This window comes from Rhizobium sp. NPDC092011 (assembly GCF_044756305.1).
GTDB lineage: Bacteria > Pseudomonadota > Alphaproteobacteria > Rhizobiales > Rhizobiaceae > Rhizobium.
Genome location: NZ_JBIVSO010000001.1, coordinates 1,369,688 through 1,386,423, shown reverse-complemented (window position 1 = coordinate 1,386,423; position 16,736 = coordinate 1,369,688). Strand labels below are relative to the sequence as shown.

Annotated in this window: 16 protein-coding genes; 1 reads left to right on the top strand and 15 read right to left on the bottom strand. The window is 60.3% G+C overall.

Annotated features, from left to right (window positions below; all coding sequences use genetic code 11):
- Positions 1-111: 111 nt before the first annotated feature.
- Positions 112-858 (bottom strand): FadR/GntR family transcriptional regulator, encoded by a 747-nt coding sequence (locus ACIQJ2_RS06350; RefSeq protein WP_400667917.1) that lies wholly within the window; start codon positions 856-858, stop codon positions 112-114.
- 102 nt (positions 859-960) lie between these two features.
- Between ACIQJ2_RS06350 and ACIQJ2_RS06345 the strand changes: the two genes are divergently transcribed.
- Positions 961-1,758 carry an NAD-dependent epimerase/dehydratase family protein gene (locus ACIQJ2_RS06345; protein WP_400667915.1) on the top strand — a complete coding sequence of 266 codons (798 nt, stop codon included), beginning with the start codon at positions 961-963 and terminating at the stop codon, positions 1,756-1,758.
- Between the two features lie 35 nt (positions 1,759-1,793).
- Here ACIQJ2_RS06345 and ACIQJ2_RS06340 read toward each other — a convergent pair whose 3' ends face one another.
- From ACIQJ2_RS06340 to ACIQJ2_RS06275, 14 genes are all read right to left on the bottom strand, one after another.
- Positions 1,794-2,840, bottom strand: coding sequence for a sulfate/molybdate ABC transporter ATP-binding protein (locus ACIQJ2_RS06340; protein ID WP_199149505.1), 1,047 nt, complete (start codon positions 2,838-2,840; stop codon positions 1,794-1,796).
- Between the two features lie 11 nt (positions 2,841-2,851).
- A complete protein-coding gene (gene cysW, locus ACIQJ2_RS06335) occupies positions 2,852-3,724 on the bottom strand; it encodes a sulfate ABC transporter permease subunit CysW (protein ID WP_400667913.1) in 873 nt (290 codons plus the stop codon).
- Complete coding sequence (gene cysT / locus ACIQJ2_RS06330) at positions 3,714-4,571, bottom strand: sulfate ABC transporter permease subunit CysT (RefSeq protein WP_199149507.1); 858 nt, start codon at positions 4,569-4,571, stop codon at positions 3,714-3,716. The genes cysW and cysT overlap by 11 nt, the downstream gene beginning before the upstream one ends.
- A gap of 6 nt (positions 4,572-4,577) precedes the next feature.
- Positions 4,578-5,606, bottom strand: coding sequence for a sulfate ABC transporter substrate-binding protein (locus ACIQJ2_RS06325; RefSeq protein ID WP_400667911.1), 1,029 nt, complete (start codon positions 5,604-5,606; stop codon positions 4,578-4,580).
- A gap of 174 nt (positions 5,607-5,780) precedes the next feature.
- A complete protein-coding gene (locus ACIQJ2_RS06320) occupies positions 5,781-6,224 on the bottom strand; it encodes a PTS sugar transporter subunit IIA (protein WP_199149509.1) in 444 nt (147 codons plus the stop codon).
- A gap of 98 nt (positions 6,225-6,322) precedes the next feature.
- The gene (locus ACIQJ2_RS06315; RefSeq protein WP_199089730.1) at positions 6,323-7,015 is read right to left on the bottom strand and encodes a response regulator transcription factor; all 693 of its coding nucleotides are present in this window, start codon (positions 7,013-7,015) and stop codon (positions 6,323-6,325) included.
- Positions 7,012-9,723, bottom strand: a complete 2,712-nt coding sequence (locus ACIQJ2_RS06310) for a sensor histidine kinase KdpD (protein WP_199149510.1) — start codon at positions 9,721-9,723, stop codon at positions 7,012-7,014. Before ACIQJ2_RS06310 ends, ACIQJ2_RS06315 begins: the two co-directional genes overlap by 4 nt.
- Before the next feature lie 59 nt (positions 9,724-9,782).
- A complete protein-coding gene (locus tag ACIQJ2_RS06305) occupies positions 9,783-10,388 on the bottom strand; it encodes a K(+)-transporting ATPase subunit C (protein ID WP_400667908.1) in 606 nt (201 codons plus the stop codon).
- Between the two features lie 12 nt (positions 10,389-10,400).
- Positions 10,401-12,488 carry a potassium-transporting ATPase subunit KdpB gene (gene kdpB / locus ACIQJ2_RS06300; RefSeq protein WP_400667906.1) on the bottom strand — a complete coding sequence of 696 codons (2,088 nt, stop codon included), beginning with the start codon at positions 12,486-12,488 and terminating at the stop codon, positions 10,401-10,403.
- Positions 12,489-12,536: 48 nt separating this feature from the next.
- A complete protein-coding gene (locus tag ACIQJ2_RS06295; protein ID WP_400667904.1) occupies positions 12,537-12,698 on the bottom strand; it encodes a hypothetical protein in 162 nt (53 codons plus the stop codon).
- 12 nt (positions 12,699-12,710) lie between these two features.
- Positions 12,711-14,414, bottom strand: a complete 1,704-nt coding sequence (gene kdpA / locus ACIQJ2_RS06290) for a potassium-transporting ATPase subunit KdpA (RefSeq protein ID WP_400667902.1) — start codon at positions 14,412-14,414, stop codon at positions 12,711-12,713.
- Positions 14,415-14,441: 27 nt separating this feature from the next.
- Positions 14,442-14,531 (bottom strand): K(+)-transporting ATPase subunit F, encoded by a 90-nt coding sequence (kdpF, locus tag ACIQJ2_RS06285; protein ID WP_184707725.1) that lies wholly within the window; start codon positions 14,529-14,531, stop codon positions 14,442-14,444.
- Positions 14,532-15,245: 714 nt separating this feature from the next.
- On the bottom strand, positions 15,246-16,250 hold the full coding sequence (locus ACIQJ2_RS06280; protein ID WP_400667899.1) for a Tim44 domain-containing protein: 1,005 nt from the start codon (positions 16,248-16,250) through the stop codon (positions 15,246-15,248).
- A 197-nt stretch (positions 16,251-16,447) separates the two neighbouring features.
- On the bottom strand, positions 16,448-16,669 hold the full coding sequence (locus ACIQJ2_RS06275; RefSeq protein ID WP_184707721.1) for a hypothetical protein: 222 nt from the start codon (positions 16,667-16,669) through the stop codon (positions 16,448-16,450).
- Positions 16,670-16,736 lie beyond the last annotated feature (67 nt).

Genomic DNA, 16,736 nt, shown 5'->3' with positions numbered 1-16,736 from the left:
CTATTTGGAGCTGTTGCAAAGGAGAGTGGCCGCAAGGCAGCCGAGGTCGACGGCATAGACCGCGCAATGCCGAAGGCCTTCACGGAGATTGTGAGACGCCTGCCCTGTTGGCTATTTTCCGCGGATGAGGCTGCGATAGCGCTGCTGGCTGCCCACAAGATGTCGGCGCATGGCTGTCCTGGCGGCTTCTTCGTCCCGGTCGGAGATCGCCTCGGCAATCTGGCGATGTTCGGCCTGAATCTGCGTAATGTAGTCGATGGCGGCATCTTTGTTGCCGTGATCGAGCAGGAAAGAGCGAGGGATCATGCTTCTACCGCTCAGCTCCAAAAATTGCTTGAAGCGCGGATTGTTGGTCGCGTCCGCTATGGCCAGATGAAAGGCAAAATCGGCGTCCGATGTGGCGACGCCGGCGCGCAAGGCACGATCGATTTCGTTGCAACGTTCGAGGATCGCCTCCTCCTGTACCGGTGAACGGCGAACAGCTGCAATCGCCGCCGCCTCCGATTCGACAGCGGTGCGCAGCTCCAGCATTTCGATAATCGACGAAATCCGGGCCGGATCCGTCGTAAGGAGACCTGCCGACGGAAATGACGGCGCCGCACTGACGAAGACACCGACACCGTGCCGCACGTCTACGAGACCGTCGGCACGCAGCGATGCAATCGCCTCGCGAATGACCGTGCGGCTGACCTTGTAGCGCTCGGTCAAACCACTTTCGCTCGGCAGCCTCTCACCGGGTGCAGATGCACCGCCCAGAATATCCTCGCGCAATTGCTGGGCGACATGGTCGACAAGGTTGCGCTTGCCGGAAGGCTGCGCTTCGTCCTCTTTCCTTGCGATCAGGCCCTCGCGCCGCATCCCATTCTTCCTCGGTTTTGCCGGCCAATCCTACAGATATATGATGACTGGCAAAAGGATATATTATAACTTATCCGCAACGAGATCGATCGGGAGACAATCATGTTGAAAACTCTGCTGCTTACGGGCGCTGCCGGCGGCGTCGGACAGGCCCTCAGGCCGCTCCTGTCGCAAATTGCTGAAAACGTTGTCCTGTCCGATCTCACCCCGATACGCGATCTCAGGCCGAACGAACGTTTCGTCGCCTGCGATCTCGCCGACCGCGATGGCGTCACCTCTCTCGTTACAGGGGTCGACGGCATTATCCATCTCGGCGGCATCTCGGTTGAAAAACCCTTCGATATGATCCTGCAGGGCAATATCGTTGGCCTTTACAATCTCTACGAAGCCGCACGCGCCGCCGGCAAGCCGCGCATCGTCTTTGCCAGCTCGAACCACACCATCGGCTTCTATCGGCGCGACGAGCGCATCGACAACAAAGTCCCGACACGGCCGGATTCGCTCTATGGCGTCTCGAAGGTTTTCGGCGAGGCCGTCGCCAGCCTCTACTTCGACAAGTTCGGCCAGGAGACGTTGTCGGTCCGCATCGGCTCCTGCTTTCCGGAACCGCGCAACACGCGCATGCTGGCGACCTGGTTCAGCGCGCGGGACTTTTTATCCCTGTGCGGCTGCGCCTTCGATGCGCCGCGTCTCGGACACACGATCATCTATGGTGTTTCCGACAATGACGAGCAGTGGTGGGACAACGGCAATGCCGCCTTCCTTGGCTGGAAGCCGCGCGATAGCGCTGCCCCATGGCGCGCCGAAATCCTGTCGCAAGCCACGCGGGAAGATCCGAACGATCCGGCGGTCGTCTATCAGGGCGGCGGCTTCGCATCTGCTGCCCATCCGGAGGACTGATCAGTCAGCCTCGTTTCGACAAAGGCGCCCGCCCCTCAGACACCGTTACGGAACAGCGTCCATCGGGTCGGCCTGAAGGCAATGCGGTTCCGATCGAGCGCATCCGCCTTGTTCGGCGGCAGCTCGATCTCGATATTATCGTGGTTGGCGCCGATATTGAGCTCAAGATGCCTTGTGCCCGCGACGCGTCTGCTGGCGATAAGCAAGCCGGCAATAGAGCCGCCATCACCCTCATGCAGCTCAATGTCGTGCGGGCGGAAATAAAGATAGGCCTCGCCATTCGGCTCGTGCGGCGTGCTCAACCCTAGCGGCCTGTCCTCGAACCATATTTCGCCGCTTGCGATGCGTACCTTGACGCGATTGGATTGCCCGATGAAGCCATAGACGAAGGGAGAATTCGGCGTGTCGTATATCTCGTCCGGCGTTCCGACTTGCTCGATGGCGCCCTTGTTGAGCACGACCACACGGTCGGCAAGCTCCAGCGCCTCTTCCTGGTCATGGGTCACGAAAACCGTGGTGTGGCCGGTCCGATCATGGATCTCACGCAACCACTTGCGCAGATCCTTGCGCACCTGCGCATCGAGAGCGCCGAATGGCTCGTCCAGAAGTAGGACGTTCGGCTCGACCGCCATAGCGCGCGCCAGTGCCACACGCTGCCGCTGCCCGCCGGAAAGCTGGGCTGGATAACGCTTCTCCAGACCGTTCAATTGCACTAGTTCCAAGAGCTCCACCGCACGCCTGCGAATTTCGTCGCGCGGCGGACGGCGCGATGCCGACCGGACCTTGAGGCCGAAGGAGATATTCTCCAGCACGGTCATATGCCGAAACAAAGCGTAGTGCTGAAACACGAAGCCAATGTTGCGCTGCTGTACGGTCTTTCGCGAGGCATCGTCTTCACCGAAGAAGATCCTGCCTTCCGTAGGTGTTTCCAGACCGGCAATGAGGCGCAGAAGCGTCGTCTTACCCGAGCCGGACGGACCGAGAAGCGCGATCAGCTCGCTCGAGCGGATATCCAGCGACACATCATGCAATGCGGGAAAGCGACCGAATTCCTTGCGCAGGTTTTGAACGCGAACTTCCATCAAAAATTCCTTCAGTGACGCCGGCTGGCTGCGATCTCTTCGCTATAGCGCATTTCCAGCAACGTCTTCAGCAGCAGTGTGACAAGGGCAAGCAGGGCCAGAAGCGTAGCAACGGCAAAAGCCCCTGAGAAATTATATTCGTTGTAGAGGATCTCGACCTGCAGCGGCATGGTATTGGTTTCGCCGCGGATATGACCGGAGACGACCGAAACCGCCCCGAACTCCCCCATCGCGCGGGCGTTGCAGAGCAGCACGCCGTAGAGCAGGCCCCATTTGATATTCGGCAGGGTGACATACCAGAAGGTCTGCCAGCCATTGGCGCCGAGCGAGAGGGCCGCCTCTTCATCGGCGCTACCCTGCTCCTGCATCAACGGGATCAATTCGCGCGCGACGAAGGGGAAAGTCACGAACATCGTCGCCAGAACGAGACCGGGAACAGCAAACAGGATCTGGATACCATTGCTCTGCAGCCATGGTCCGAGCACGCTGTTGGAACCGAACAACAGCACGAATACCAGACCCGAGATGACCGGGGAAACCGAGAAAGGCAGATCGATCAGGGTCGTGAGGAACGCCTTGCCCTTGAACTCGAACTTGGCGATCACCCATGCGGCAGCGACGCCGCAGACAAGGTTAAGCGGCACGCTGATGCCGGCAACGATCAAAGTCAGCCGGATGGCTGCGAAGGTTTCCTCATCGACCAAGGCGTCGAAAAAGGTTTCAATGCCCTTTCGAAAGGCTTCGACGAACACGGCGGCCAGAGGCAGAAGCACCATCAGCGTCAGGAAGGCCAGCGAAATCAGCACAAAGATAATGCGGGCAATCCGGCTTTCCGTGATGACCGACTGTTCCACAGCGGGCGCGGCAGAAAGATCATGCGCCATAGCCGTACCTCCTTCTGCTCCAGGCCTGAATGAGATTGATGATCAGAAGCATGGTGAAGGAAATGAACAGCATCACGGTCGCGATCGCCGTCGCTGCCGCGTAGTTATATTCCTCGAGGCGGATGACGATCAGAAGCGGAGCGATTTCCGAGACGTAAGGCTTATTCCCGGCGATGAAGATGACCGAGCCGTATTCGCCGGCGGCACGGGCAAAAGCCAGCGCAAAGCCTGTGAGCGCAGCCGGCGCCAAGCCGGGTAGCAAGACGCGGGTGATCGTCTGGAAGCGGGTCGCTCCCAAGGTCGCCGCCGCCTCCTCCACCTCACGGTCGATCTCCTCCATGACAGGCTGGGCGGTACGCACCACAAAGGGCAGGCCAACGAAAATCAGCGCGATGACGATGCCGATCGGGGTGAAGGCAATCCTGATGCCGAGCGGTGCCAGGAACTGGCCGATCCAGCCGTTCGGCGCATAGAGCGTCGTCAGCGCGATGCCGGCGACGGCCGTCGGCAAGGCAAACGGCAAATCGACCATGGCGTCGAGGATGCGCTTGCCGGGAAAGCGGTATCGTACCAATACCCAGGCAAGGATAAGCCCGAGGACAGCGTTGACGAGCGCAGCGACGAAAGCGCCGCCAAAGCTCATCCGCAGCGCATAGAGCGTGCGCACATCAAGAGCCAGAGCCCAGAATTTCGACCAGCCGAGAGCGCTGCTCTTCCACAGCAATCCAGACAGCGGAATGAGAACGATGAAGATGAGCCAAGCCAAGGTAACGCCGAGCGCCAATCCGAAGCCCGGAATGACACTCGGCTGCCGAAACCGCCACCGTTTGCGGGTTATGGAATGCATTCAGACTTATTGCCCCGGCTTGTAGATCTGATCGAAGACGCCACCGTCATCGAAGAACTTCGGCTGAGCTTGGCTCCATCCGCCGAAATCGTCAATCGTCGCGAGCTTCAAGGCCGGGAAACGGGCGATATCCTTGGGATCGGCCGCTTCCGGCTTGGTCGGCCGGTAGTAATGCTTGGCGGCGATCTTCTGGCCCTCGTCCGAGTAGAGATAGTTCAAATAGGCTTCCGCGATCTTGCGGGTGCCTTTCTTGTCGACATTGCCATCGACGACCGCGACCGGAGGATCGGCGCGGATTGAGACGGATGGGGTTACGATCTCGAATTTATCGGGACCGAGTTCGTCGAGCGAGAGATAGGCCTCGTTTTCCCAGGCGAGCAGCACATCGCCGAGCCCGCGCTGTACGAAGGTCGTCGTCGCGCCGCGCGCGCCGGTATCGAGCACGGGAACATGCTTCAAAAGCTTGGAGACATACTCCTGCGCCTTGGCGTCATCGCCACCATTGGCCTGCTTGGCCCAGGCCCATGCCGCCAGAATATTCCAGCGAGCGCCACCCGATGTCTTCGGATTCGGTGTGATGACTTCAACGCCATCCTTGACCAGGTCCGGCCAGTCCTTGATGGCCTTCGGGTTGCCCTTGCGCACCAGGAAAACGATGGTCGAAGTGTAGGGAACGGAATTGTTGGGGAACTTGGTCTTCCAATCGGCCGGGATCTTATGCGTCGCCTTGGCGATTGCGTCGATATCGCCTTCGAGCGCCAGCGTCACGACATCGGCGTCGAGACCATCAATGACCGAGCGTGCCTGGGCACCGGAACCACCATGCGAAGCCTTGATGTTGATCGTTTCGCCGGTGTCCTTCTTCCACTTTGCAGCAAAGACGGTATTGAAATCCTTATACAACTCACGCGTCGGATCGTAGGAGACATTCAGAAGCGTCTTGTCCGCCGCCCATGTCGGCGCAACCGCCGCAATCGAAAAACTGCCGATCAAAACTGCGGTGGCGAGAAGCCGGGAAAGCCTTATCGTCTGCATGGATGAACCCCCTTCGTTTGCCCCTAAACCCTATCAACTTGGTCGTATAAAGTAACGAAGACCGTTCCCGTTTTCAGGAACTTCGGAGAACAGCATCCCATAGAATCCAGAAAAGTGAAATCACATTCCAGCGGGAGGGCGCAACGCCACAATCACCAGTAACCGATGCCGGGATCAGACGTGAAAGATGGAATAGAGTTCGTCGGCGCTTTTTGCCTGTTTCATCGCAGCCTGTACGCCTTCAGCCCTCAGCCGTCTAGCGATGGCGGCCAGCACGTTGAGATATTCGCTGCGGCCGCCCTCGCCGAAAAGCAGCAAGAAAGCCCATTCGGTCGGGATATCGTCGATGGCCTCGAAGTCCACCGGCTGAGCGAAACGGGCTAGAAGCCCCCGCGGCCTCGTCATGCCAGCGATCGCAGCGTGAGGAACGGCCACACCGTTGCCGATGCCAGTCGTTCCAAGCTTCTCGCGCGTTTCCAGCGCTCGCAGCACGACCGAACCATCAAGGCCGAAACAGCTGGCTGCCTTCGTGGATAGGATCTGCAACGCCCGCCATTTTGTCGGTGCGGCCACTCCGATGAAAACATGTTCGGGCAGGATGATGGTGGAGAGGTCCATGGTCGCTCTTGGTGGTCGGACAATCGGCTATTTATGCATAAGGCTCATCGGATACGGGGCGGCACCTCCGGCCCCGCACCGTATCCGGAACCCTCATCTCATTCCGGCTCGCGGAGGCGATAGCCGACGCCGGTTTCGGTGGTGATGTAGTGGGGTTGATCCGGGATCTGTTCGATCTTCTGCCTGAGCTGTCGAACATAAACGCGCAGGTACTGCACATCCGCGGCCGGCCCCCAAATCTGCTTCAGCAGGAACTGATGGGTGAGCACCTTGCCCGCGTGCTGCGCGAGCACCCGCAGAATATCGTACTCCTTCGGCGACAGCTTGATCTCGCTGCCATCCACCTTGACGATGCGCTTGACGAGATCGATCGAAAGGCCGCCGGTCTGGAAGATCGCCTTTTCGCCCTGCTGCTGCAAACGATGACGCAGGGCGACGCGAATGCGCGCCGCAAGCTCGTTGACGCCAAATGGCTTGGTGATGTAGTCGTCCGCGCCGCTTTCCAGGGCCTTGACGATACCGGCCTCATCGGTGCGGCTCGACAGGATCACTACTGGTATCTGCACCCCGTCTTCACGCCACTCGATCAGCAGATCCTGCCCGGACTTGTCGGGCAGACCGAGATCGAGCACGACCAGATCGGGCCGATCCTCATTGACCGAAGCCTGAGCTGCGGCGGCATTTTGGGCCTCGTTGACAACGTAGCCCTGGGCACCGAGGCCGACGCGCAGCAATTTGCGGATCGGCGGTTCGTCGTCGACGACGAGAATCTTGACGGCAGTCGTGTTCATTTCAATTCATCCAGCTTCGGGACATCGATTGGTCTTGGCATGCGGATGGTAAAGACCGCTCCTTGGCGATCCGTTCGGTTACCGGCGGCAACGGTGCCGCCCATGGCCTCGACAAAGCCACGGCAGATCGAAAGGCCGAGCCCCGTGCCGGCCCTCACCTGATCGCCCTTGCGGACGCGATAAAACGTATCGAAGACGCGCTCGAGATCGGTGGGCGGAATGCCGGGCCCCTCGTCCATAACCCGGAAGACGATATTGTCGATATCGGCCCAGGCCTCCAGACGAATGGCCGAACCATCCGGGGCATATTTGGCGGCGTTGTCGAGCAGATTGAACAGAACCTGCTCAAACAGGACAGGATCGACCTTCACCATCGGCAGGTCGGCAGGTATCTGGACCTCGACGCGGTGGCGGCTGAGGATTTTCTCGGCGCGGCGCAGCGCGCTGCCGACGATATCGCCGCCATAATGCAGCGCATAATTCGGCTCCATCGCGCCGGACTCGATCTTGGTCATGTCGAGCAGGTTGACGATGAAACGATTGAGCCGCTCGGATTCATCGATAACCGTCGATAGAAGATCGACGCGATCCTCGTGTGGCAGGGTTTCCAGATAATCACGCAGGGTTCCCGCCGCGCCCATGATCGCGGCGAGCGGCGTCTTCAGGTCATGGGAGATGGAGGTCAGCAACGCAGAGCGAAGGCGGTCCGCCTCGACGGCCAGCTTGGCTCGGTCGACATCGGCCACCAGCTGCACGCGCTCGATGGCAAGCGCCGCCTGATCGGCAAGAGCATCGAGAAGTCGCTGCTGCTCCGGCGTCAGAAGCGGACCTTCTCGGCGATCGCTGTCGAGGCCGATAACGCCGACCGCAGTGCGGCCGGTCCGCAGCGGCACGTAGAGACGCTTGGCGCCCGGCAGGGTATCGGCGCCACGACCAGCGGCATGATTGTGTTCCCATGCCCAGCGTGCCGCCGCGATATCGGCATCGTCGAGCGTGTCGTCAGGCGGATAGCCGGCCCTGACGGCGATCGTTCCGTGCTCCGGTAGAAGCAGAACAACCCGCAGCTTCAGCATCGAGGCCAATTGAAAGGCCGTCGCCCACAACACGTCATCGAGCGTGCCGGTGCCGGCGAGCTTTTTTGAAAATAGATAGAGGTCTTCCGTCGTTCGCGCACGCTGGCGGGCGGCAAAAGCTTGCCGCTGCACCGTCGCTGTCAGGTTGCTGGCAATGATCGCGACACCGAGGAAGAAGAAGAAGGCGAGAACGCTTTCCGGATCGCTGATCGTCAGCGTGTAGCGCGGCGGCAGAAAGAAGAAATTGAAGGCAAGCGCGCCGAGAATACAGGAATAGAGCGCCGGACGCAGACCCTGTGTCACGGCGCTGGCAAGGACCGCCATCAGGAAGACGAGCGCCAGATTGCGCACGTCCAGAACCTGATCGAGGATGACGCAGAAACCCAGGGCAATGGCGACATAAAGCGTCGCCAGAGCATAGCCACGCAACTGGAAGGGAGGCGGCGAAGGCGCTACCTTGACGCCGCGGTTTGCGGCCTGGCCGTCCGCATCGCTACCGGAAATGACATGGACGCTGATGTCCCCGGCCTTGCGGATGAGATCGTATGAAACTGAGCGCCGCGACCAGTCGCGCCACGACCCGATCTTCGGCGAACCGATGACGATATGGGTGACGTTGTTGCTGGCTGAGTGGCGAAGCAGCTCCTCGGCAACTTCGCGGCCCGGAAGGGTTATGGCCTCGCCACCGAGCTGTTCGGCAAGTCTGAGCGTTGCGGCAATCGTATCGCGTTGCGCCTCCGTCAAGCTGATCGATCGATTGGTCTCAACGTAGACGGCGGCCCAGGGTGCGCGCAGACGCGACGCCATGCGCGCCGCATAGCGCACCAGTGAGGCGGAACGCGGGTGGTGGTCGATGGACACCAGCACGCGCTCGCCGGCAGCCCAGGGCCCGGGGATCGCATGGGCCTGCATATGGGTCAGAAGCTGATCGTCGACGCGCTGCGCCGTGCGCCTCAGAGCCAGTTCGCGCAGCGCCGTCAGATTGCCTGGCGTGAAATAGTTGGTCAGCGCCCGCTCTGCCGTCTTCGACACATAGACCTTCCCATCATGCAGGCGCTTGATGAGATCGTCGGGGGTGAGATCGATAATCTCGACATCATCGGCAAGATCGATGATCGAATCCGGCACCGTTTCCCTGACGCGGATGCGCGTGATCTGCGAGACGACGTCGTTGAGGCTTTCGACATGCTGGATATTCAGCGTCGTATAGACATCGATGCCGCGCTCCAAAAGTTCCTTGACGTCGAGATAGCGCTTCGGATGCCGGCTGCCATGCGCATTCGTATGCGCGAGCTCGTCCACCAATACCAATCCGGGCCGACGCTTCAGGATGGCGTCGAGATCCATCTCCTCGAGCGCCCTGCCCTTGTAGTCGACGGCAACACGCGGAATGATTTCAAAGCCCTCGACTAGGGCCTGCGTCTCGCGCCGGCCATGGGTCTCGACCACGCCGACGACCACATCCACCCCGTCGGCGATCTTCGCCCTGCCCGATATGAGCATCTCATAGGTCTTGCCCACACCGGGCGCCGCGCCCAAAAAGATCTTCAGCCGTCCGCGTGCCTCTGCCTTTGCTTTTTCCAAAAGTGCGTCGGGCGAAGGCCTGCTCATCATGTCGCGGCTATCATCTGCCATCGGTGGGTGGTCTTTCATGACGAGGTTGAGACGGCATAGGCCGTCTCAACCTGTTCAACTTACTGTTTCATAGAAGCATCGAGGACTTGGTTCAATGCCAGTACGTTGACGACAGGCTCGCCGAGGACGCCGAACTCCCGGGATTCTACGGCAGCATCGACAATCGCCTTGAGCTTGGCCTCATCCATGTTGCGCGCCTTGGCCACGCGCGGAATCTGGAAATAGGCGGCATCCGGCGAAATGTCCGGGTCAAGACCGCTGCCCGAGGTCGTCACCATATCCACCGGGACGGGCGTGTTCGGGTTCTGCGACTGCAACGTCGCCGCATCGCCCTTGATACGCGTGATCAAGCTCGAATTGGTCGGACCGAGATTGGAGCCGCCGGAACTGGCCGCATTGTAGGGCGCGGAGATCGTCTTGGTCGCGTCATTCGGATCGGTGTCGGTCGTAGCCGAGGGACGGCCATGAAAATACCGGTCGCTCGTGAAGTTCTGGCCGATCAGGCTGGAGCCGATGACCTTCCCATCCTTCTCCAACAGGCTGCCATTGGCCTGATGGGGAAAGAGAGCCTGGGCAGCGCCGGTCATGGCGAGCGGATAAGCAAGGCCGGTCAATACGGTTGTGGCGACGACCATGACGATGGCGGGTCTGATTTGTTTCAACATGAGAGGAACTCCTTAGGCGAGGCCGATGGCGTTGATCGCCATGTCGATGGCCTTGATGCCGATAAAGGGAACGATGATGCCGCCGAGGCCATAGATCAGCAGATTGCGGCTCAGCAGCGCGCCGGCGCCGATCGGACGATAGCGAACGCCCTTCAGCGATAGCGGGATCAGCGCAACGATGATCAGCGCATTGAAGATGATGGCCGAGAGAATGGCGCTTTGCGGCGTCGCCAGCCCCATGATGTTCAGCATCTTCAGCTGCGGATAGAAGGCGATGAACATGGCCGGGATAATGGCGAAATACTTCGCGATATCATTGGCGATGGAGAAGGTGGTCAGAGCGCCGCGGGTCATCAGCAACTGCTTGCCGATCTCGACGATCTCGATCAGCTTGGTCGGGTCGCTGTCGAGGTCGACCATGTTGCCGGCCTCGCGGGCTGCGACTGTGCCGGTGTTCATGGCCACGCCGACGTCGGCCTGGGCAAGCGCGGGGGCGTCGTTGGTGCCGTCGCCGCACATGGCCACGAGCTTGCCCTTGGCCTGCTCCTCGCGCATCAGAGCCAGCTTCATTTCAGGAGTAGCCTGTGCAAGGAAGTCGTCGACGCCGGCTTCCGCTGCAATGGCCGCTGCCGTCAACGGATTGTCACCGGTGATCATCACGGTGCGGATGCCCATGCGGCGCAGCTCGGCAAAACGCTCGCGGATGCCGCCCTTGATGATATCCTTGAGATGGATGACGCCAAGCAGGCGACCGTCGCGGGCGACGGCAAGCGGAGTGCCGCCGGCCTTGGCGATCTCGTCGGCAATCCCCTGCAGTTCACGCAGCGTCTCGCTCGAAGTGCGCGAAATCACCGCCGTGCCGTCGGTGCTGCTATTGGCTGCACCGTCCACATAGGCAAGCACTGCGTCCACGGCACCCTTTCGGATCGACGAGCCATCGAGGTCGACGCCGCTCATGCGCGTCTGGGCGGTGAACGGCACGAAGGTTGCCCTGAGGCTCGTCATGTCACGGCCGCGGATCGCATATTTCTCCTTGGCAAGCACGACGATGGAACGGCCCTCCGGCGTTTCGTCGGCAAGCGAGGCAAGCTGGGCGGCATCCGCCAGATCCTGCTCGCTGACGCCCCGAACCGGACGGAAGGCGGTTGCCTGGCGATTGCCGAGGGTGATGGTACCGGTCTTGTCGAGCAGCAGGGTGTCGACGTCGCCCGCCGCTTCGACAGCCCGGCCCGACATGGCAAGCACGTTGAAGCGGACCAGGCGGTCCATGCCGGCAATACCGATCGCCGAGAGCAGCGCGCCGATGGTGGTCGGGATCAGAGTCACGAACAGAGCGACAAGCACGACCGTCTGGATCGAGCCGCCGGCATAGGCGGCAAAGCTCGGGATGGTCACGGTGGCAAGCACAAAGATCAGCGTCATGCCTGCAAGGAGGATGTTGAGCGCAATTTCGTTCGGCGTCTTCTGCCGTTCGGCGCCTTCCACCAGCGCGATCATGCGGTCGATGAAGGTCGAGCCGGCAGCTGCGGTGATGCGGACGCGAATCTCATCCGACAGAACCTGCGTACCGCCGGTTACGGCCGAGCGGTCGCCGCCCGATTCACGAATGACCGGCGCGGATTCGCCCGTGATGGCAGCTTCGTTGACCGAAGCAACGCCTTCGATGACTTCGCCGTCCGACGGAATGATATCGCCGGCCTCGACCAGAACGACATCGCCGACCTTCAGGCTGGTGCCGGGCACCATCTTGTAGTCGGTGCGGCTATTGCCGACGAGCAGTTTCGCCTGAGTTTCGGTGCGCGACTTGCGCAAGGAATCCGCTTGCGCCTTGCCGCGGCCCTCGGCAACGGCTTCGGCGAAATTGGCGAACAATACCGTGAACCACAGCCAGATATTGATCTGCAGCGAGAAGCCGAGATTGCCGCCTCCGGTGACGAGGTCACGCAGGAAGAGAATGGTGGTCAGCGTCGAAACGACCGCAACCACGAACATGACGGGGTTCTTGGCAAGCGTGCGCGGGTTCAACTTCTTGAAGGAAGCGCCGATCGCCGGAACGAGGATGCGAGAATCCAGAATACTCGCTGATTTTAACTGGCTCATAAGAGGCTCCAGCGTGAAGAGGAAAGGGTCAGATCGGAACGCCGCCGATCAGCCCATCAGAAATCCGAAGACGACAAGGCCGAAGAACAAAGCGACCATTGCCAAGAGGATGGCGTCGGATGCGCAGGTCCTTCCGGCCTGGCCACGCCCCCTGTCGAAGGGGCGTGGATCGATCGCTTTTCTAAGCTTGCTCAGAAGCGTCTGGCTCATGGCCATCATTCCTTAGAAGGCCTGGCCGGCAATCATCGCGAGGTGTTCGACGATCGGCCCAAGCGCAAGCGCCGGGAAGAAGGTCAGACCACCGACGATCAGGATCGTGCCGACGAGCAGGCCGACGAAGAGCGGGCCGTCTGTCGGGAAGGTGCCGGCCGAGGCGGGAACCGTCTTCTTCGTGATCAGCGAACCGGCAATAGCAAGTGCCGGTACGATAACCAGGAAGCGGCCGATCAGCATGACGAGACCGAGCGTGATGTTGTACCAGGGGGTGTTGGCGGACAGGCCGGCAAAGGCTGAGCCGTTGTTCGCCGCAGCAGAGCTGTAGGCATAGAGGATTTCGGAGAAGCCGTGCGGACCGGCATTGCCGACGGACGCCACTGCCGAAGGCAGCACCACGGAAATCGCGGTGAAGATCAGCATGCCGAAAGGCAGGCAAAGTACGGCAAGCATCGCCATCTTCACTTCCTTCGCCTCGATCTTCTTGCCGAGATATTCCGGCGTACGGCCGACCATCAGGCCCGCGACGAAGATAGCGATGATGACGAACATGATGATGCCATAGAAACCGGCACCGACGCCGCCGATGATGACTTCACCGAGCTGCAGGTTGATGAGCGGGATCAGGCCACCGATAGCGGTGAAACTGTCGAGCATGCCGTTGACGGCGCCGCACGATGCCGCCGTTGTGATGACGGCGAACAGCGAGGAAGCGGCAATGCCAAAGCGCACTTCTTTGCCTTCCATGTTGCCGCCCTGGATCCCGAGCGCATGGGCTAGCGGATTGCCGGCGGCTTCCGCCCAGTAGGTGACGATAACGCCAGCAACAAAGAGCGTGCACATCGCCGCCAGGATGGCCCAACCCTGACGCTGACTGCCGACCATGCGACCGAAGACGTTGGTCAGTGCCGCGCCGATTGCGAAAATCGACAGCATCTGGATGAGGTTGGAGATGGCATCCGGATTTTCAAACGGATGAGCCGAATTGGCGTTGAAAAAGCCGCCGCCGTTGGTGCCCAGCATCTTGATCGCGAGCTGCGAGGCGACGGGCCCGACGGCTATCGTCTGCTTGGCACCTTCTAGGGTCGTTGCGTTCACATAGGGGCCAAGCGTCTGCGGCACGCCGAGATAGACGTATACCAGCGTCAGCACGATGCAGATCGGCAGCAGCACGTAGAGTGTCGCGCGTGTCATATCGACCCAGAAGTTGCCGATCGCCTTGCCCGAAGCGCGCGAAAATGCGCGGATCAGCGCGATGGCGATGGCGATGCCGGTTGCCGCAGACACGAAGTTCTGCACGGTCAGACCTGCCATCTGCACGAGGTAGGACATCGTGCTTTCGCCGCCGTAGTTCTGCCAGTTGGTATTGGTGACGAAGCTCGTGGCAGTGTTGAAGGACAGTTCAGGGCCGACCGCGGTCATGCCGGCCGGATTGTAAGGCAAACCAGCCTGTAGTCGCTGCAGCGCATAGAGAACGATGAAGCCGGCGAGGCTGAACAGCAACAGCGAGACCGAGTAGGTCGTCCAATGCTGATCTTCGCGTTCGTCCGTGCCGGCCAAACGATAAAGTCCCCGTTCCACCGGACGAAAGACGTAGGAAAGGAGTGTGCGCTCGCCGCTGAAGACACGTGTCATGTAACCGCCAAGCGGTTTGACGAGCAGAAGGAGGATCCCGATGAAAATCAGGATCTGGAGCCATCCGTTGAGGGTCATGGAAGTAACTTTCCCTATTCAGCGCTATTAAAAGCGCTCGGGGCGAATGAGTGCATAGACCAGATAGGCGGTGAGAAAGAGCGTCACGCCGCCACCGAGAATGTAATCGAGAAGCATTGTCGTCTCTCCGACTAGAGGCTGTCGCAGGCCTTGGTGTAAGCGACGCAGAGGAGGAAAAATAAAACGCCGATCCCGACAAGAAATATGTCCATCATCGATCGCGATCCTTGATTGTTATTGTTGAGTGCAGAAGCGATGGGGAGCGCCGCAGATAAGCAGCGCTTCTTTTCTATCTGCCGAGAGCGAAGAGCACTTCGCGTGCATCTTCGATCCACAATATGCGACCGAATGGCATTAAGGTTCGAGACGGGCGCGTAAGCGAAGATATAAAAATCTTATAAATGCCCGCTTCGATCGTTTAGGCCGGCGGCCGCGTCTTTATGACCAGGACCGTATTCAAAGATACGATGCGAAAGCGCCGGCCCTCCGGGGAACCGCGCAGAAATGCACTCTAAGCGAAGCGATCTTGGCTGGACTGAGCGATCTGGCTCACGTCCGGGAAAACATCGAGCAGCGGCGTTTCCTGCACGACGAGGGTGATGACATGATCAACGAGCGCTTCGACAGCTCGACAAGAAGAAATGCGGGGAGCTCTTCTACGGAAAGTTGCCGGCGTGCATTCGCCCGACAACAACCATCCGACTGCCTGACAGGCTATGACCAGCCGAGAAGGAATGAGGCCTCACCAAGGAAAGGTCGATGAAGGCCTAAGAAACAGTTACGCCCGCCCTCGATGTTGCGAAGGCGGGCGTCAATCAATTGCAGGCGGACTTAGGCGTGAGCGGCTTCCGTTCCCTGGATGGCCGAAAGCGTCCATTCGGAACCCGGTTTGCGTACGAAAGTCCAGAGCTCGACGGTTTCTGACGGCTTGTGATCGTCGCCATCGACGAGCTTGCCTGTCGTGCGATCGAGCATGGCGTCGATGCTGGAATAGCGCATCGCGAGCGTCGCATATTCGGCATTGTCCTCGCGCCAGGATTCCGCAATATCGCCCTGCAGCAACCGAACGTCAGTGACGCTGTTGCGCACGCCGTTGGTGGCATTCTCGCCGAGTTCTTCGGCAAGATACGACATGGCCTCCGGCGTGGTCAGCCGACGCAGGGTCGCATAGTCTTCCTTGCCATAGGCCGACTGGACTTCGGTCAAAAGCTGCTCGAAGCGATCAAGATCGGCTTTCTGCAGCCCGATTTCATCCTCGGACTGCCGGGCCTTCTGCGTGGCGCCCGCCATTCCACCACCGATCGTCGGGATCGAGAAGGACGGACGCGGCGAAGCGCCGGCATTGTTCATTGCGTTCACGTTATAGGATGCTCCCGCTCCCGGCGCCGCATATTGCGTGCGCTGACGGTTTGCGAAAAAGCGCATGGCTAGGCTGATGGCGGCGACGATCAGGCCGATCTGCAGCAACATGCCGAGGAAACCGAAGCCGCCACCGAAACCATGGCCAAGCATCATACCGAGCAGGCCACCGGCGATCAGGCCGCCGATCATCGATCCGCCAAACCCGCCGAAGAAGCCTGGACGCTGCGGCGCGCCGACCGGCTGCTGTGCTGCGGGCTGCTGCGGTCTGGTTGTCATCGTCCGGTCAATCGGAGCGGCCTGAGTCGGCGCCGTTCGCGTGGTGGCGGGCGCGTCGAACGTCCGCGTTCCGCGGCTGCCGAACCCGCTAGAGCCGGCACGGCGTGCGTCGGCAACATCGAAGGTCGCTACGGTGGAAGCCGCAGCGAGCATGACGATGGCTGCGATCTTGGCAAAACGGGGAACTGCACTCAGCATTGGCTCTCCTATAGCGAGGCGGAAAAGAATTCCGGACACATATGGGGATGCCAAATTGCGATTGTAAGTTGGTATCCCATCAAATTTCAAACCGCAGCGCGTTTGAGCCGGAAAGTTCGGCGGATTTTGCTGCGAAAGCTCCGAAAATGTCGGGGCTTCCCGTGCTGGCGCCGATTGGCAATCCAACGGACAGATGCCTAGTTTTCCTCGGCGCCTTCGAGCAAGCCGTCATACACTTCCATCAGCGCGTTGGTGATCGCCTGTCCAAGCGCGTTGCCTGCAGCGCGGACATCGTCATCCGTGCCGTCACGTGCCGCCCTGGCCAACTCGAAGCCCTCGCCGCTGACGATCTGCTTTGCGACCTCGATGGCCCACAGACCGAAGTCGCCACGATTGTCGATCTTCATCGCCTCTTCCATGATCAGTCCTGTTCCTTTGTGTTCACTCGCTGCAATCAGGCTCTACACACTCATGCGGAGCAAGGCC

Bases quoted from the DNA above. Each gene is read 5' to 3' on its own strand.
- ACIQJ2_RS06350 (WP_400667917.1), bottom strand. From the start codon at position 858: ATGCGGCGCGAGGGCCTGATCGCAAGGAAAGAGGACGAAGCGCAGCCT.
- ACIQJ2_RS06345 (WP_400667915.1), top strand. From the start codon at position 961: ATGTTGAAAACTCTGCTGCTTACGGGCGCTGCCGGCGGCGTCGGACAG.
- ACIQJ2_RS06340 (WP_199149505.1), bottom strand. From the start codon at position 2,840: ATGGAAGTTCGCGTTCAAAACCTGCGCAAGGAATTCGGTCGCTTTCCC.
- cysW (WP_400667913.1), bottom strand. From the start codon at position 3,724: ATGGCGCATGATCTTTCTGCCGCGCCCGCTGTGGAACAGTCGGTCATC.
- cysT (WP_199149507.1), bottom strand. From the start codon at position 4,571: ATGCATTCCATAACCCGCAAACGGTGGCGGTTTCGGCAGCCGAGTGTC.
- ACIQJ2_RS06325 (WP_400667911.1), bottom strand. From the start codon at position 5,606: ATGCAGACGATAAGGCTTTCCCGGCTTCTCGCCACCGCAGTTTTGATC.
- ACIQJ2_RS06320 (WP_199149509.1), bottom strand. From the start codon at position 6,224: ATGGACCTCTCCACCATCATCCTGCCCGAACATGTTTTCATCGGAGTG.
- ACIQJ2_RS06315 (WP_199089730.1), bottom strand. From the start codon at position 7,015: ATGAACACGACTGCCGTCAAGATTCTCGTCGTCGACGACGAACCGCCG.
- ACIQJ2_RS06310 (WP_199149510.1), bottom strand. From the start codon at position 9,723: ATGGCAGATGATAGCCGCGACATGATGAGCAGGCCTTCGCCCGACGCA.
- ACIQJ2_RS06305 (WP_400667908.1), bottom strand. From the start codon at position 10,388: ATGTTGAAACAAATCAGACCCGCCATCGTCATGGTCGTCGCCACAACC.
- kdpB (WP_400667906.1), bottom strand. From the start codon at position 12,488: ATGAGCCAGTTAAAATCAGCGAGTATTCTGGATTCTCGCATCCTCGTT.
- ACIQJ2_RS06295 (WP_400667904.1), bottom strand. From the start codon at position 12,698: ATGAGCCAGACGCTTCTGAGCAAGCTTAGAAAAGCGATCGATCCACGC.
- kdpA (WP_400667902.1), bottom strand. From the start codon at position 14,414: ATGACCCTCAACGGATGGCTCCAGATCCTGATTTTCATCGGGATCCTC.
- kdpF (WP_184707725.1), bottom strand. From the start codon at position 14,531: ATGCTTCTCGATTACATTCTCGGTGGCGGCGTGACGCTCTTTCTCACC.
- ACIQJ2_RS06280 (WP_400667899.1), bottom strand. From the start codon at position 16,250: ATGCTGAGTGCAGTTCCCCGTTTTGCCAAGATCGCAGCCATCGTCATG.
- ACIQJ2_RS06275 (WP_184707721.1), bottom strand. From the start codon at position 16,669: ATGGAAGAGGCGATGAAGATCGACAATCGTGGCGACTTCGGTCTGTGG.